Genomic DNA, 15,529 nt, shown 5'->3' with positions numbered 1-15,529 from the left:
GACGGCGAGGCACGGGTGCCCGAGATGACCACCTTCGTCAGAGCCCCCCGGGCGGCGGTGCCGCTGGAGCCCGTCACCCCCGTCGAGGTGACGGCCCCGCAGCGGGCGACCACCCACATGGTCGCCTCCCTCCTGCTGGACTACCCCGCCGAGGACACCTTCGCCGACCGGCTGGAGGCCTGCGCCGCCGCGCTGGCGGCCGAGGACGACTCACTGCCGCCCGAGCCGGTGGCGGCGGCCCTGCGCGGCTTCATCGACACCGCCCGCGAGCGCGGGCAGCGGGCGATGGCCGAGCACTACGTGGCCACCTTCGACCAGCACCGGCGCTGCTGCCTGTACCTCACCTACTACGCGGTCGGGGACACGCGCCACCGCGGCGCCGCCATCCTGGCCTTCAAGCAGGCGCTGGCCGCCGCCGGCTACGAGATGACCGGCGACGAGCTGCCCGACTACCTGCCGGTGGTCCTCGAGCTCAGCGCCCGCAGCGGCGACGAGGTGGCCGAGGCCCTGCTGTCCTCGCACCGTGAGGGCATCGAGGTCCTGCGGGCAGCGCTCGCGGACGCCTCCAGCCCCTACACCCGCCTCGTCGAGGCGGTGTCGATGACCCTGCCGGAGATCGACGAGGCGACGGCGGGGCGCATCCGTGCGCTGGTGTCCGCCGGCCCGCCCACGGAGACCGTGGGCGTCACCGAGACCCTCCCTTTCCCCTCCACCCCCGTCACGCGCGTCCCGGGCACGCCCGCCTGGGAGCTGAGCCAGGAGAGCCGCCCATGAGCACCTTCGAGTCCGCGGTCGTGTGGACCGCTCTGCCCTACGCCTGCTTCCTGCTGCTCGTCGTCGGGCTCGTGTGGCGCTACCGCACGGACCAGTTCGGGTGGACGAGCCGCTCCTCGCAGTGGAACGAGAGGGCGGTCCTGAGGTGGGCCTCGCCCCTGTTCCACTTCGGCATCCTGTTCGTGGCCATGGGCCACCTCATGGGGCTGGTGCTGCCCAAGTCGTGGACGCTGGCGATGGGCGTGTCCGAGCACGTGTACCACCTCATGGCCGTCATCCCGGGGACCATCGCGGGTCTCATGACGGTGGTGGGCCTGGCGGGCCTGCTCTACCGCCGCGTCGTGGTCAAGTCGGTACGGCTGGCGACGACGAGGAACGACAAGGTCATGTACGTGCTGCTGCTCGTGCCGGTCCTGCTGGGCTTCGCGGCGACGGTGACGACCCAGCTCCTCGGCGGTGCGGAGGGCTACGACTACCGCGAGACGATCAGCCCGTGGTTCCGCTCGATCTTCCTGCTCAACCCGCAGGCGCACCTCATGGCCGAGGTGCCGGTGGTCTTCAAGCTGCACATCGTGGCCGGGCTGCTGCTCCTGGCGGTGTGGCCCTTCACCCGCCTCGTGCACGCCGTGAGCGCCCCGGTGGGCTACACGACGCGCCCCTACATCGTCTACCGCTCGCGCGCGGGCGCGACCTCGACCGTGGCACCGCGCCGCGGCTGGCGGCCGGTGAGCACGCAGGGCACGGGCAACTCCGGCGCGGACGACCTCACCCCCTCGCACGGGGCCTGAGCCTGCTCCCGAACCGGGGACCTGTGAGAGGCGCCATCCCTAGGATCGGTGGTGGGTCCTCGCAATCGCCACGACCCTGAAAGGAACGCCATGCGCCTCACGCGCCGCGCCGCTGTGACCACACTCGCCCTCGTCTCCTCCGTCGCGCTCGCCGCCTGCGGCTCCACGGCGTCCGACACCTCCACCGCCGACGGCGCCGACAGCGCCGTGTCCGGTGAGGTCACCGTCTTCGCCGCCGCCTCCCTCCAGAAGGCCTACGAGGAGCTGGCGCTGGCCTTCACCGAGACCAACCCCGCCGCCTCCGTCTCCTTCGACTTCCAGGGCTCGCAGGACCTCGTCGCGGCGCTGGCCGAGGGCTCGTCCGCCGACGTCCTGGCCACCGCGAGCACCTCGACGATGCAGGCCGCCGCGGACCAGGGGCTCGTCGAGGAGCAGACCGAGTTCGCCACCAACGTCCTGACCCTCATCGTGCCCGTCGGCAACCCGGCCGGTGTCACGGGCCTGGACGCCTCCCTCGAGGGCGCCGACCTCGTCATCTGCGCCGCCGCCGTCCCCTGCGGTGAGGCGACGGCGAGGCTCGCCGCCGAGCTGGGGGTCACCCTCACCCCGGTCTCGGAGGAGCAGAAGGTCACGGACGTGCGTGGCAAGGTCGAGTCCGGTGAGGCTGACGCGGGCATCGTCTACACCACCGACGCGGCTGCCGCGGGCGCGGCCGTCGAGTCGATCGCGCTGCCCACCAGCTCCGTGATGAACCACTACCCCATCGCGGTCACCTCCCAGGCCAAGAACGCGACGGCGGCCCAGGCCTTCGTCGACCTCGTGCTGTCCGAGGCCGGCCAGGAGGTCCTCGCCTCCTACGGCTTCGGGGCCCCGGCCGCCAAGTGAGCGCCCGCCGTCACCGGGCCGCCCGCAGCCCGCTGCCCGCCCCGGTCCTCCTGCTGGGGGTCCTGGGCGCGGCGGCGCTGCTGCTGCCCTTCGTCGGCCTGGGCACGCGGGTGGCGTGGGCGGACGTACCCGCGCTGCTCGCCTCCGGCCCGGCGAGGGCGGCGCTGGGCCTGTCCCTGCGCACCTGCGTCGTCGCGACGGCCGTGTCCGTGCTGCTCGGGGTGCCGCTCGCCCTGCTGCTGGCCCGCCAGTGGCCGGGGGTGAGGGCGGCGCGCGTCCTGGCGGTGCTGCCGATGACGATGCCGCCGGTGGTCGCGGGCATCGCCCTGCTGTCCACCCTCGGCAAGCGGGGCCTGCTCGGCCCGGGGCTGGAGTCCGCCGGGGTGCAGGTCTCCTTCACGACGACGGCGGTCGTCGTCGCCCAGGTCTTCGTCTCCATGCCCTACCTCGTGGTGACGCTCGAGGCGGCGCTGCGCAGCCGGGACCGGCGGGCGGAGACGGTGGCGCGCACCCTGGGGGCCGGCCCGTGGACGGTCCTGGGGCGCCTCACGCTGCCTCTCGTGGCCCCGGCGCTGGCCCGGGGCACGGCACTGGCGCTGGGCCGCAGCCTGGGCGAGTTCGGGGCGACCATCGCCTTCGCGGGGTCGAAGGAGGGGGTGACGCGCACGATGCCGCTGGCGATCTACCTGGAGCGGGAGAACGACACGGCGACCTCGCTGGCACTGGCGGTGGTGCTCATCGCCCTGTCCCTCGTCGTCGTCGGGGCCACGAACGTCCCCTGGTCCCGCCTGACCGGCCTGGCCGGCCCCTGGCGGCAGGAGGAGGGCGTCCTGCCGCCAGGGGCGGACCGGGGCGCGACGGGGGCGCACGGTACCGCGGCGGCCGCCGGGCGGGCCGTCCACCTCTCCTTCACCTGCGCCGAGCGCGGCGTCGCCGTCGACCTGGACGTGGGGGCCGGGCGCTCAGTCGCCCTCGTCGGCCCCAACGGCTCGGGCAAGTCGACCGCCTGCGCCGTCCTCGCCGGGCTGCTCGACGCCGACGGCGGGAGCGTGAGCGTGGGGGGCCGGCTGCTCGACGGCGGCGCCCCCGGCAGCGTCTTCGTCCCGGCCGGGCGGCGCGGGGTCGCCCTGCTGTCCCAGGCGCCGGGGGTCTTCACCCACATGAGCGTCCTCGACAACGTCGCCTTCGGGCCGCGCTGCCAGGGGCTCGGGCGAGCGGCGGCCCGAGAGCGTGCCCTGGCCGAGCTGGTGGCCGTCGGGGCGGCGCACCTGGCGCACCGGCCCGGCTCCCAGCTCTCCGGCGGGCAGGCCGCCCGTGTCGCGCTGGCGCGGGCCCTGGCCACGGACCCGGCCGTCCTCGTCCTCGACGAGCCGATGGCGGCCCTGGACGTCACCGCCCGTCAGGAGATGCGCCTGCTCGTCGCCCGTCGTGCGGCCGAGCAGGGCCTGACCCTCCTGCTGGTGACGCACGACGTCCTCGACCTCACGGCACTGGCCGACGAGGTCGTCGTCCTCGAGTCCGGCCGCGTCGTCGAGTCCGGGCCCACGGCCCGGGTCCTGGCCACACCGTCCTCCTCCTTCACGGCGCGCCTGACAGGCACGTCGGTGCTCACCGGCCGCCTGGAGGGCGAGGCCGGGGCCCCGGTCCTGGTCCTGGCGGACGGCACCCGGGTCGCGGGACGTCCGGGCGGGCCGTGGGAGGGCCCCGGCCGTCAGGGCCTGGCCCTCGTGCCGCCCGACGCCGTGGCCCTCGTGCCGCCCGACGCCGTGGCCCTCTACCCGGCGGGCGGCGGCGCTCACGGCTCGCCGCGCAACACCCTGCCCGTCACGGTCACCGCCCTGGAGCGGGCGGGCTCCCTGGTGCAGGTGCGCCTGGCCCTGGGCGACGGGCAGGGCCTGTCCGCCGTCGTCACCGCGGGAGCGGTGGCGGACCTCGGTCTTGAGCCGGGCGGCGCGGCCACCTGCGCCGTCAAGGCCGTCCAGGTGCGCCTGCTCACCTCGCGCGGCGCGCTCACCGGCCAGGCCGCCGTCCCCCGCGGGGCGCTGTCATGACCCGCCGCCCCGGCATCGCAGAGCCGGTCGTTGACGACTCGCGCCGGCGGGCGCTGACCGCGGCCGAGCGCGAGCGCTACGCGCGCAACATCCTCGTGCCCGAGGTCGGCACGGCCGGCCAGGAGAGGATCCGTGCGGCCCGGGTCCTCGTCGTGGGCGCCGGCGGGCTGGGCTCCCCCGTCGCCCTGTACCTGGCGGCCGCCGGCGTCGGCACGCTCGGCCTCGTGGACCCCGACGTCGTGGAGGTCTCGAACCTCCAGCGCCAGGTCCTGCACACCACCGACGCCGCCGGCAGCCCCAAGACCGACTCGGCCCGTGTGGCGCTGGCCGCCCTCAACCCGGACGTGGAGGTGGTGGCGGTGCCCGAGCGGGTGACGGAGGCCAACGCCCCGGAGGTCCTTGCCGGGTGGGACGTCGTCGTCGACGCCACCGACAGCTTCCCCACCCGCTACCTGCTCGGCGACACCACCGCGAGGCTCGGCGTGCCGCTCGTGCACGGGGCGGTCCTGCGCACGCACGGCCAGGTGGGGGTCTTCGACGCCGGGCGCGGGCCCTGCTACCGCTGCCTGCGGCCGGTTCCGCCGCCACCCGGCTCGGTGCCCTCGGGTGCCGAGGCGGGGGTCCTGGGGGTCCTGCCAGGGGTCATCGGATCGATGCAGGCCGCGGAGGTCCTCAAGCTCGTCGTCGGGGGCGCCCGGCCCCTCATCGGGCGCCTGCTCGTGCTCGACGCCTGGGGAGCGCGGGTGGACGAGGTCCGGGTGGCTCGCCACCCGGGCTGCCCCGTGTGCGGGCCGTGCGTGACGCCCAGGCGCGAGGGCTGACAGAAAGACAGGTCGAGGGGCTTACGGAGCAGGAGGCTCACACCCTACCATGAGGTAGTTAAGGCTCTCCGGCGCAGGCGCGGAAGCCACAGTGAGTGAGGAGCCCCCACCATGACTGCTGAGATCCCCCAGAAGATGCGCGCCGTCCTCATGCGCGCCCCCGGCGACGTCGTCATCGACGAGATCGACGTGCCCCGCGTCGTCAAGCCCACCGACGCGGTCATCAGGCTGGAGGCGGCCTGCATCTGCGGCTCGGACCTGTGGCCCTACCGGGGTCTGCAGCCGGTGGAGAACCAGTACATGGGCCACGAGTACGTCGGCACGGTCGTCGAGCTCGGGGACGAGGTGAGCACGCTCAAGGTGGGCGACTTCGTCATCGGCTCCTTCATGCTCTCGGACGGCACCTGCGAGATCTGCCAGGCGGGCTACCCCTCGCGCTGCGCGAACGCGGGCAGCTACACCGGCTCGCAGGCCGAGTACATGCGCGTGGAGCTCGCTGACGGCTCCCTCGTCGCCGTCCCCGGCGGAAAGCCCAAGGACCCCGAGAAGGTCGCCGACTACCTGGCGGCCTCCGACGTGCTGGGCACCGGCTGGTTCGCGGCCGTGGCCGCCCAGGCCGGCCCGGGCAGGACCATCGCCGTCGTCGGCGACGGGGCCGTCGGCCTCAGCGCCGTGCTGGCGGCCAAGACCCTGGGCGCGGAGAGGGTCATCGCCTTCTCCCGGCACGAGGACCGGGCGGCGCTCGCGCGCGAGCTCGGGGCCGACGTCGTCATCGCCGAGCGCGGTGACGAGGGCGCGGCCAAGGTCAAGGAGCTCACCGGGGGCTACGGGGCGCACGGCGTGTGCGAGGCCGTGGGGACCCAGGAGTCCATGGACCAGGCGATCGCCTCCTGCCGGCCCGGCGGGTACGTCGGCTTCGTGGGGGTCTCGCACGACCAGACGATCGACGGCCTGAGGCTGTTCTTCTCCGAGGTGCACCTGCACGGCGGGCCGGCGCCGGTGCGCGCCTACCTGCCGGACCTCATCCGGCGGATCCAGGCCGACGAGATCCACCCCGGCAAGGTCTTCACCTCACGCATCCCGCTCGCTGACGCCGCCGAGGGCTACAAGGCCATGGACGAGCGCCGCGAGATCAAGGTGCTGCTCGAGGTCTGAGGCCGTGGGGCGTGGGTGCGCGCCCACGCCCCACGCCCGGGCAGCCTCTGGACCACGCCGAGTGTCAGTTGAGAGGGCCACTCATCTGACACTGTTCTGCTGTTCGGGCAGAACCGTGTTGATTGAGATAGTCGCGTATCCGCCACGACCGGGAGGAACGGGACGGGCCGGCGCGCGGCGGCCGCGAGCGCACCGGCCCCGCCGTTACCCTCGGTGCATGAGCACCCCCGTCTCCCCTTCCCCGACGACGGAGCGCCGCTGGCGCGACGACCTGCACCTGGCGCACACCATCGCCGACCAGGTGGACCCGCTGACGCTCGCGCGCTTCGACCGCCAGGACTTCGCCGTCGAGGCCAAGCCGGACCTCACCCCCGTGACGGACGCCGACCGCGAGGCCGAGCGGCTCATCCGCGACTACCTCTCGCGCGCCCGCACCCGCGACTCCGTGCTCGGCGAGGAGTACGGCACCTCGGGCCACTCCCCGCGCCAGTGGGTCATCGACCCGATCGACGGCACGAAGAGCTTCGTGCGCGGCGTTCCCGTGTGGGCCACGCTCATCAGCCTCGTCGAGGACGGGCAGGTCGTCGTCGGCCTCGTCTCCGCCCCGGCACTGGGCCGCAGGTGGTGGGCGGTCACGGGAGGCGGGGCCTGGACGGGACGCTCCCTGTCCGCGGCCCGGCAGCTGCGCGTCTCGAGCGTCACCGCCCTGGAGGACGCCTCCCTGTCCTACTCGTCCCTGTCCGGGTGGGCTGAGCGCGGGCGCCTGCGCGGGATGCTCTCGCTCATGCAGTCCTGCTGGCGCACGCGCGCCTACGGCGACTTCTGGTCCTACATGCTGCTCGCCGAGGGCGCCGTCGACCTCGCCGCCGAGCCCGAGCTCGAGCTGTACGACATGAGCGCCCTCGTGCCCGTGGTCACGGAGGCGGGAGGCACCTTCACCTCGCTGGCCGGCGAGCCCGGCCCCTTCGGCGGCGACGCGCTGGCCACCAACACGCTCCTGCACGAGGCCGCCCTGGCCCTGCTCGGCCACGAGACCGACTGAGCCCCGCCGGACCGGCCCCGCTGAGGGCGGAGCCACAGGGCCCGCCGCCCACAGGTGCGCCCCGCTGGCGGTAGCCTGCCCGCGGACCCGTCCGCGCTAGCACTGGAGCCCCATGAACTGGCTGCACGCCGTCATCCTCGGCATCGTCGAGGGCATCACCGAGTTCCTGCCCGTGTCCTCCACCGGGCACCTCAACATCGTCGAGAAGCTCCTCGGCTACGACATCAACACGGTCGGGATGACGGCCTTCACCGCTGTCATCCAGATCGGGGCGATCCTCGCCGCCGTCGTCTACTTCTGGTCCGACATCGTGCGCATCGTGCGGGCGTGGCTGGCGGGACTGACGAGCAGGCAGGCCCGTCAGGACCCGGACCACACGCTCGGCTGGGGCATCATCCTGGGCTCGGTGCCGGTGGCCGTCGTCGGCCTGGCGCTCAAGGACTTCATCGAGGTCACGGCCCGCTCCCTGTGGGTCATCGCGGGGGCCCTCATCCTCTGGTCGGCCGTCATGTGGATGGCGGACCGGCGCACCAACCTCACCCGGGGCATGAGGGACGTGTCGGTCAAGGACGCGCTCATCATCGGCTGCTTCCAGGCGCTGGCACCGGTCCTGCCGGGCATCTCCCGCTCGGGGGCGACGATCTCCGCGGGGCTGTTCCTGCGCTTCGACCGCGTGACGGCCACGCGCCTGTCCTTCTTCATGGGCATTCCCGCGCTCGTGGCCGCGGGCCTGCTGGAGGCGGTGGGCGAGGCCGACCACATCGCGGCGACGGTCGGCTGGGGGGCCACACTCATCGCGACGGTGGTGTCGGGCCTGGTCGCCTACGCGACGATCGCGTGGCTGCTGCGGTTCGTCTCCTCCAACAAGTTCACGGGATTCCTCGTCTACCGCGTGGGCCTGGGCGCGGTCATCATCGCGCTCGTCGCCTCCGGCCAGGTGACGGCCTGAGAGCACGGGTACGGCGCGGGCGTGCGTCGGCACCCTTCTCAGAGCCTTGGCCACACCAAAAAAACGGTAGTACCATAACGGAATGGGGTTCGCGTTCACGGCCAGCGCCGGCAAGCACGGCATCACCCACGAGGACGCTGTCCACGCGGTCCTCCACCACGCCGACTACGACGTCCTCAAGCCCCGACGGCCGGGGGAACGGTCGTTCATGTTCGTCGGCCTGCCCCACCCGCAGGCCATGCGCTATCTCGAGGTCGGCGTGAGCGTCGACAGGCACGGCACACGCACCATCTTCCACGCCATGGAGGTCACCGACCTCTACCGCCACCTCGTTCCACCCGCCACCGACAACCTCTGAGAAAGGTCCGCCACATGACTAGCAGCCACACGTTCACCGCGGCCGAGCAGGCCTACTACGCCCAGCTCGACGAGGACGTCACCGCCGGCCGCGTCCCGACCATCGCGCGCGGCACCCGCCGCGACGGCTCGCGCATCAGCGACGCCGAGCTCGACGCCATCCTGCGCGGCCACCCCAGCCTCGGGCACGACCACGCCACCGGCGCCGGCCGGTCCCCCCGCCGCCAGGTCCGGCTCCCCGAGGGGACCAACGCCGCTCTCGACACCTACGTGGCGGCTCACAACACCACTGCCAGTGCCGTGATCCGCGAGGCCCTTGAGGCATATCTCGCCAACGCCTGACCGGGCCGGGCCAGCACCGTCTCGTGCCGGAATTCGTGTCGGCGGCGCATGAGATCGTCATCCCATGCGCATCCTCCACACCTCCGACTGGCACCTGGGACGGACCTTCCACGGCCGTCCGCTCGAGGACGCGCACGCCGTCTTCATGGACCACCTCGTCGAGCTCGTCCGCAGCGAGCGCATCGACGCCGTGCTCGTGTCCGGTGACGTGTACGACCGCGCCGTCCCGCCCACGGAGTCGGTGCGGCTGCTCGATGAGACGCTGCGGCGCCTGACCGAGCGCACGCGCGTGGTCCTGACCCCCGGCAACCACGACTCCGCCCGGCGCCTGGGCTTCGCCTCCGGGCTGCTGCGCGAGGGCCTGGTCATCCGCTCCCGCACCGACTCCGTGGGGCGCGCCGTGGCGCTGCCGGACGCCGACGGCGGTCTCGGGGCCCTCGTCTACGCCCTGCCCTACCTGGACCCGGACACGGCGCGCGCGGGCCTGCCCCGGCTGCTCGCCGAGCACCTGGGTGAGCACGGTGAGGAGCCGGGGCAGGCGCCGAGGGTGGCGCGCTCGCACGAGGAGGTCGTCTCCGGCGCCCTGCGGCTCGTCGCGGGGGACCTCGCCGCGAGGCGCGCGGGCGCGTCGGAGCGCGTGCCCGCGGTGGTCATGGCCCACGCCTTCGTCTCCCCCGCGGGCACCGGTGAGGGCCCGCAGACGACGGAGTCCGAGAGGGACATCAGGGTCGGCGGCGTGGACCTCGTCGCCTCCCAGGTCTTCGCCTCCCTCGGCGGCTCCCCGCTCGCCGAGCAGGCCGGCGGCCTCGACTACGTCGCCCTCGGTCACCTCCACCGGCCTCAGGCCGTCACCCTGCCCGAGCGCGTGCGCGAGCAGGCCGCAGGAGCCGGGCTCCCCCTCCCCCTGCTGCGCTACTCGGGCTCGCCGCTGCCCTTCTCCTTCTCCGAGGCGCCCTTCACCAAGTCCTCGGTCATCATCGAGGTCGGTGCCGACGGCGTGAGCAGCACCGCGCTCATCGACACGCCCGTGCCCCACCGGATCGAGACGGTGCGCGGCACGCTGGATGAGCTCCTCTCCCCCCGCTACGACGACCTCACCGGCGCCTGGCTGCGCGTGGAGCTCACCGGGGAGCAACCCGTCAGCGCGGTGGCCCGGCTCAAGCAGCGCTTCCCCCAGATGCTCGCCTTCAGCAGGGTCGTGCCGTCCGAGCGGCCACGCGAGCGGCTGGTCGTCACCCGGCAGGCGGACCCGGTGGAGGTCGGCGGACGCTTCCTCGCCGCGGTCGGCGGGCGCGAGCCCAGCCAGGCCGAGACGTCCCTCCTGCGTGAGGTCTACGAGGCCGTTCGTGCGGCCGAGAGGAGCCAGTGATGCGCCTGCACCGCCTGACAATGACCGCTATCGGGCCTTACGCGGGCACCGAGGTCATCGACTTCGACCGCTTCGCCTCCTCCGGCCGGTTCCTCCTCACCGGGCCGACGGGCTCGGGCAAGACGACGATCATCGACGCCCTGGTCTTCGCCCTGTACGGGGAGGTCGCCGACTCCGCCGACTCCTCGAAGGACCGTGTCCGCTCCCGCCACGCCGCCCCGGGTCAGGACAGCGTCGTCGAGCTGGTGTTCTCCACCGGTGCCGGCCTGTTCAAGGTGCGGCGCACGCCCGAGTACGAGCGGCCCAAGAAGCGCGGCACGGGCACCACCACGCAGAACGCGACCGCCCACCTGTGGCGGCTGTCGGGCCTGGATGAGCACGCAGTCGATGACCCCGACCAGGAGCCGGTCGCGGTCGGCCCGCGCGAGGTCGGCCCGGAGGTGACCCGGATCGTGGGGCTCACCCGGGAGCAGATGACCCAGACGGTCGTGCTGCCGCAGGGCAAGTTCGCCCGCTTCCTGCGCGCGTCCTCCCAGGAGCGCCATGTGCTGCTGCGCGACGTGTTCGGCACGAGCGTCTACGACCGGATCCAGGACGCGCTCGCCGAGCGCTCACGCGACGCCCGCCGCCGGGCCGAGGCCGCGCGGTCCGCCCTCACCAACGCGGTCGCGGGGCTCATCGCGCTGCTGGCCCAGGAGGTGCCCGACGACGAGGCCGGTGCGGGTGGTCCCGACGGCGAGACCGGCCCGGGTGAGGGGCCCAGCGCGGTGGACGGGTCGGCGGAGGCCTTGGTGCCCGCCCCCGCAGGCAGCCGCGCTGAGCGGCTGGAGGCCGCCGTCAGCGGCCCGGTCCCGGACGAGGAGGCCCTCTCCCTCCTCCTGAGTGAGGCGGTTGACGTCTCGCGGGCCGGCCTGGGAGCCCGCGAGGACGCCCAGGCACGGGCCACCGTTGACCGGGACGCCGCCGCCCTCGCTCTCCAGGACACCCGGGACCTCGCCGCCCTCATCGACAAGCGCGCGCGGCTCCTGGCCGAGCAGGCCCTGCTGGAGGGCTCCGCCGAGGCCGACGACACCGACGCCGACCACCTCGCCCTGGCGGAACGGGCCGCACGCGTCTCCTCCCCCGCAGCCGTGGCCCGGCGTCACGCCCGCACCGCCCTCGACGCCCTGGGACCGATGCTGGACGCCCTGCCCGAGCTGGACGCCCTGCCCGAGCTGGACGCCCTGTCCGAGGCCGTACCGGACGCACCACCCGAGGCGTCCCCGGGCGCCCCGGGGGCGCCGCTGCCCGGCACAGCGCTGGACGGCGCACGCTCCCTGGACGCCCTGCGCCCCCTGCTCCTGCAGGCCACTGCCGGCACCGAGGACGGCCCCGGTGCCGGGGTGCTGGCGTCGGCGGACCTCGACGCCCTCACCGCTGCGGCCAGGACTGGTGCCGAGGAGCTGGACACAGCCTCCGGCACCGAGCGGCTCGCCGCCGGAGCCCTGCAGGCCCTGGTCGAGTCCGAGGGCTCCCTGCCCTCCCGCCGTGAGGCCCTCGCCCAGGCGCGCGCGGCTCACGCCGCCGAGCTCGACGAGATCGCGCGGGACCGTGACACCCTGGCCGAGCGGCCCGCCCACCACGCCCGGCTCCAGGACTCGCTCGCCGCCGCCCGCACCGCCCAGGCCGGCGTCCCAGCGCTCATCGCCTCCCGCGACGCCGCCCGCGCCCGGCACGAGGCCGCCCTGCGCGCCGCCCGGCTCACCGACCAGGTCCTCACGGCGCAGGAGGAGGTCGCCGACGCACGCCGAGCGGCCGAGCAGGCGGCGGACGACCTCCACTCCCGGCGCCGGGCCTGGATCGCCCTCACCGCCGGCAGCCTCTCCGCGGACCTGCACGCGGGCGAGCCCTGCCCCGTGTGCGGCTCGACCGAGCACCCCCGCCCCGCCCCGGTCGAGGAGGGCACTGTCACCCGCGCCGACGTCGAGTCCGCCGAGGCGGCCGAGAAGCAGGCCGCTGCGGCACTGGCCGACCGGGCGGGCGACCTGGACTCCCTGAGCCGCCAGCGCGTCACCGCCGAGGAGGAGGCGGGCGGGCTTGACGTCCGCGCCGCAGCCGGTGCCCTCGCCATGCTCGAGGCAGAGCTCTCGGAGCGCCAGGCGCTGGCCGGGGACGTCGAGGCCCTGGTGTCCGAGCTCGAGGGCTTCGCCCGGGAGACCTCCGCGCTCACCGAGACCCTGGCCTCGCGTCAGGCCGCCGCCACCGCCCGGGCCGAGCACCTCGACGAGACCGAGCGCCAGCTGGCCGCGGAGGCCGAGCGCCTGGTGCGGGCGCGCGGGGCCGAGCCCTCCGTCAGTGCCCGCGTGGCCGCGATGACGGCTCGCGCTGACGCGCTCGCTGAGGCCGCCCGTGCCGTGCGCAGCACCGTGGACGCCGTGCGGGCCGCCGCGCAGGCGGAGGCCGACCTCCGCACGGCTCTCAGCGGCACCGGCTTCGACTCGCTCGCCGCAGCCCGCGACGCGGCCCTGCCCGCCGCGGAGCTCGACGTCCTCCGCACCCGTGTCACCGAGGTGGCCGCCGCCCGTGAACGGGTGAGGCAGGGGCTGGCCGAGGCCCCGGTCGCCGCGCTCACAGGCCAGGAGACGGCGGACGTCGCGGCTGCCGAGGCCGCCTACACCGACGCCGACGCCGTGCGCACCGAGGCCGTCCGGGCCGCCGAGCAGGCCCGTGGCGCCCACCGGGCCCTGGAGGAGGCCGCCCAGGGCGTGCGCGACGCCGCCGCCGACCTCGTGCGCACGAGTGAGGACCAGCAGGCCCTCCTGCGCGTCGCCGAGCTCGCCACCGGGACGAACGACCAGGCCACCCCGCTGGCCACCTGGGTGCTCGTCGAGCGCTTCCGCGAGGTCCTGGTCTTCGCCAACCAGCGGCTGGCTGAGATGTCCAGCGGACGCTTCGCCCTCACCAGCACCACCGAGGAGGCAGGCTCCGCGCGGCGCAAGGACCGAGGGCTCGGGCTCGCCGTCGTCGACCACCACGCCAGTGGCGGCCAGCGCGACCCGAGGACCCTGTCCGGCGGGGAGACCTTCTACGTCTCGCTCGCCCTCGCCCTCGCGCTCGCCGACGTCGTCACCGCAGAGGCCGGCGGCATCAGCATGGAGACCCTGTTCATCGACGAGGGCTTCGGCTCCCTCGACCCGGAGACCCTCGACAACGTCATGGCCGAGCTCACCCGGCTCCAGGCCGGAGGGCGGACCGTCGGCATCGTCTCCCACGTCGAGGAGCTGGGGCGGCAGGTCCCCGACCGCATCGAGGTGCGCCGTGCCGCCGTCGGCTCCACGCTCACCGTGCACGCCGGCTGACCGGACCCCCGCTCAGCCGATGTCGGCGGCCACGGCCCGCCTCTCGGAGGCGTCGAACCACAGCAGGTCCGCCTCCGCCGCCCACTCGAAGGCCTCCTCGTCACCTGCGCGGGCGGACGCGACATCCGCCTCGGCCTCCGGCTCGTCCACGAGCAGTGCCGCGACGTCGTCCCACGCCACCGGGGCCAGGAGCTCGACCGTGCCCGGCAGGACCTCGTCACCGACCTCGAGCTCGCGCACGTCCTGGGCGTCGACGTCGGCCGCGATGACGACGCGCCGGCTCGAGACCGTCTCATTGCCCGGCTCGGCCAGGAGCACGAGGGAGGAGTCGGCCGCGCACAGGCTCGCTGAGACCTCCAGGCCCTCCTCGTCCTCCTCGGGCAGGGCGCGGGCCAGGACCCGGGTGGCGGCGTGTGCCAGGCGCGGGGAGATCTCGGGGGAGGACAGGTCGGCGGCCGTCGCCGGCAGGTAGATGCGCATGGGGTCAGTGTGCCCCAGGGCGGCCGCCGCCGTCGGCCCCACCACCGGCCCGACCGTCCCCGCGCCCCACCCCCACCGTCGACCCGGTGATGCGATCAGCCCTGGTGACGGCCTCCGCGCCGCCTGCGCGCCCGGCGCCCGGGCTCGGCGGCCCGGGCCGAGCCCCGTCCCGGGACGGGATCGGGCGTCACGGGAGCCCGCCGCAACCGCGACCACCAGCCGGCCCGGCGGGCCGAGGCCGTGTGCGAGCGCGCCCCGGCCGCCGGGTCCACACGGTCCACGAGCACGGCCAGGGCCCGCCCCAGAGGCGAGGCCGGCGCGCCGTCGAGCACGCTCGTGCCCGCCAGGAGGCAGGTGTCGGCGGCCTCGTCCTGGGGCAGCAGCGTGGCCTCCTCCAGGGCCCCGAAGCGGGACAGCGCCTCACGGACCGCCCGCTCGGGACTGGGGCCGGCCGCCGAGGCCCGCACCCGGTTGACGACGACCTCGAGCCGTCCGGTCACCGTCGCGTCCTCGGCGACGTCCGCGAGCAGCTGCAGCAGGCGCCGGACCCCCACCGGGTCGGCACCGCCCACGACCACGACGACGTCGGCCTCGCGCAGCAGGGCGGCCCTCAGGGCCCCGTGCCCCGGCTCCAGGGTGTAGGAGTCCACCTCGTCCTCGGGGGCCCCGCCCGAGATGTCCACCACCGTCCAGACCGCCCGCTCGCGGCAGCGCTCCCACACCCGGCTCATCGCGGCGGGCGGCAGCTCGCGCCACCGGCCCGAGCGCCCCAGCCCCGGAAGGACCTCAGCCTCGCCTCCGGTCGGCACGAGCAGGCCGGCGAAGGTCTCAGCGTCCAGGCGCGAGCGGGAGGCGAGGCGGGCGGCCGTCGCCAGGGCGGAGGAGCCGTCCGGCAGGGACAGCATCTGGGCCAGGCTCGGCGCCTCGGTGTCGGCGTCCACGAGGATGGTGGGCCCCACGCGGGACAGGCCCGTGGCGAGCGAGGCCGCCACCGTGCTGCGCCCGGGCGCGCCGTGGGGCCCCCAGACGACGAGCAGGCGGCCGAGGACCGGCTCCTGGGCGGCGGCGAGGTCCTCGGGCGTCGGCGGAGGCGGTGGGGCGGGCGGGTGGTGCCCGCTCGTGGCCGTCTGCGAGGGCCGGGCCCCGGAGTCGGCGGGCCGGGTACCGTCCTCCCCGGC

The 15,529-nt window shown here is 74.9% G+C and carries 13 protein-coding genes and 1 pseudogene; 12 read left to right on the top strand and 2 right to left on the bottom strand.

The window, feature by feature from the left end:
- The first annotated feature begins 24 nt into the window (after positions 1 to 24).
- From narJ to H6X67_RS10340, 12 genes and pseudogenes are all read left to right on the top strand, one after another.
- Positions 25 to 774, top strand: a complete 750-nt coding sequence (narJ, locus tag H6X67_RS10395) for a nitrate reductase molybdenum cofactor assembly chaperone (protein WP_249368736.1) — start codon at positions 25 to 27, stop codon at positions 772 to 774.
- The gene (gene narI / locus H6X67_RS10390) at positions 771 to 1,562 is read left to right on the top strand and encodes a respiratory nitrate reductase subunit gamma (RefSeq protein ID WP_249368735.1); all 792 of its coding nucleotides are present in this window, start codon (positions 771 to 773) and stop codon (positions 1,560 to 1,562) included. Before narJ ends, narI begins: the two co-directional genes overlap by 4 nt.
- A gap of 90 nt (positions 1,563 to 1,652) precedes the next feature.
- A complete protein-coding gene (gene modA, locus H6X67_RS10385; protein ID WP_249368734.1) occupies positions 1,653 to 2,447 on the top strand; it encodes a molybdate ABC transporter substrate-binding protein in 795 nt (264 codons plus the stop codon).
- Entirely contained in the window at positions 2,444 to 4,498 is a 2,055-nt protein-coding gene (gene modB / locus H6X67_RS10380; RefSeq protein WP_311765852.1) for a molybdate ABC transporter permease subunit, read from the top strand. Before modA ends, modB begins: the two co-directional genes overlap by 4 nt.
- Positions 4,495 to 5,301, top strand: a pseudogene (locus tag H6X67_RS10375) (HesA/MoeB/ThiF family protein); the annotation flags it as partial. The gene modB and the pseudogene H6X67_RS10375, both read left to right, overlap by 4 nt.
- Positions 5,302 to 5,430: 129 nt before the next feature.
- Positions 5,431 to 6,474: a zinc-binding dehydrogenase gene (locus H6X67_RS10370; RefSeq protein ID WP_249368733.1), complete on the top strand. Its 1,044-nt coding sequence runs from the start codon at positions 5,431 to 5,433 to the stop codon at positions 6,472 to 6,474.
- Between the two features lie 217 nt (positions 6,475 to 6,691).
- On the top strand, positions 6,692 to 7,516 hold the full coding sequence (gene hisN, locus H6X67_RS10365; RefSeq protein WP_249368732.1) for a histidinol-phosphatase: 825 nt from the start codon (positions 6,692 to 6,694) through the stop codon (positions 7,514 to 7,516).
- Positions 7,517 to 7,628: 112 nt separating this feature from the next.
- Positions 7,629 to 8,465 carry an undecaprenyl-diphosphate phosphatase gene (locus tag H6X67_RS10360; RefSeq protein ID WP_249368731.1) on the top strand — a complete coding sequence of 279 codons (837 nt, stop codon included), beginning with the start codon at positions 7,629 to 7,631 and terminating at the stop codon, positions 8,463 to 8,465.
- Between the two features lie 82 nt (positions 8,466 to 8,547).
- A complete protein-coding gene (locus tag H6X67_RS10355; RefSeq protein ID WP_249368730.1) occupies positions 8,548 to 8,823 on the top strand; it encodes a hypothetical protein in 276 nt (91 codons plus the stop codon).
- A 14-nt stretch (positions 8,824 to 8,837) separates the two neighbouring features.
- Positions 8,838 to 9,164 carry a YlcI/YnfO family protein gene (locus H6X67_RS10350; RefSeq protein WP_249368729.1) on the top strand — a complete coding sequence of 109 codons (327 nt, stop codon included), beginning with the start codon at positions 8,838 to 8,840 and terminating at the stop codon, positions 9,162 to 9,164.
- Positions 9,165 to 9,228: 64 nt separating this feature from the next.
- Positions 9,229 to 10,533 (top strand): exonuclease SbcCD subunit D, encoded by a 1,305-nt coding sequence (locus H6X67_RS10345; protein ID WP_249368728.1) that lies wholly within the window; start codon positions 9,229 to 9,231, stop codon positions 10,531 to 10,533.
- Complete coding sequence (locus H6X67_RS10340; RefSeq protein WP_249368727.1) at positions 10,533 to 13,871, top strand: AAA family ATPase; 3,339 nt, start codon at positions 10,533 to 10,535, stop codon at positions 13,869 to 13,871. Before H6X67_RS10345 ends, H6X67_RS10340 begins: the two co-directional genes overlap by 1 nt.
- Positions 13,872 to 13,883: 12 nt before the next feature.
- On the opposite strand, the gene H6X67_RS10335 is transcribed toward H6X67_RS10340, so the two are convergent.
- Both H6X67_RS10335 and H6X67_RS10330 read right to left on the bottom strand, forming a co-directional pair.
- A complete protein-coding gene (locus H6X67_RS10335) occupies positions 13,884 to 14,351 on the bottom strand; it encodes a DUF6912 family protein (RefSeq protein WP_249368726.1) in 468 nt (155 codons plus the stop codon).
- Between the two features lie 95 nt (positions 14,352 to 14,446).
- On the bottom strand, positions 14,447 to 15,529 hold a 1,083-nt coding region (locus tag H6X67_RS10330; protein ID WP_502797306.1), incomplete at its 5' end, for a CpaE/TadZ family protein.

The organism is Actinomyces sp. AC-20-1, assembly GCF_023369555.1.
Taxonomy (GTDB): Bacteria; Actinomycetota; Actinomycetes; order Actinomycetales; family Actinomycetaceae; genus Actinomyces.
The sequence above is the reverse complement of the archived record's forward strand: the minus strand, read 5'-3'. Positions and strand labels throughout refer to the sequence as shown.

Excerpts from the sequence above, each read along its gene's own strand:
- H6X67_RS10350 (WP_249368729.1), top strand. The coding sequence starts at position 8,838 with ATGACTAGCAGCCACACGTTCACCGCGGCCGAGCAGGCCTACTACGCC.
- H6X67_RS10355 (WP_249368730.1), top strand. The coding sequence starts at position 8,548 with ATGGGGTTCGCGTTCACGGCCAGCGCCGGCAAGCACGGCATCACCCAC.
- H6X67_RS10370 (WP_249368733.1), top strand. The coding sequence starts at position 5,431 with ATGACTGCTGAGATCCCCCAGAAGATGCGCGCCGTCCTCATGCGCGCC.
- H6X67_RS10335 (WP_249368726.1), bottom strand. The coding sequence starts at position 14,351 with ATGCGCATCTACCTGCCGGCGACGGCCGCCGACCTGTCCTCCCCCGAG.
- H6X67_RS10340 (WP_249368727.1), top strand. The coding sequence starts at position 10,533 with ATGCGCCTGCACCGCCTGACAATGACCGCTATCGGGCCTTACGCGGGC.
- H6X67_RS10345 (WP_249368728.1), top strand. The coding sequence starts at position 9,229 with ATGCGCATCCTCCACACCTCCGACTGGCACCTGGGACGGACCTTCCAC.
- narJ (WP_249368736.1), top strand. The coding sequence starts at position 25 with ATGACCACCTTCGTCAGAGCCCCCCGGGCGGCGGTGCCGCTGGAGCCC.
- narI (WP_249368735.1), top strand. The coding sequence starts at position 771 with ATGAGCACCTTCGAGTCCGCGGTCGTGTGGACCGCTCTGCCCTACGCC.
- modA (WP_249368734.1), top strand. The coding sequence starts at position 1,653 with ATGCGCCTCACGCGCCGCGCCGCTGTGACCACACTCGCCCTCGTCTCC.
- H6X67_RS10360 (WP_249368731.1), top strand. The coding sequence starts at position 7,629 with ATGAACTGGCTGCACGCCGTCATCCTCGGCATCGTCGAGGGCATCACC.
- hisN (WP_249368732.1), top strand. The coding sequence starts at position 6,692 with ATGAGCACCCCCGTCTCCCCTTCCCCGACGACGGAGCGCCGCTGGCGC.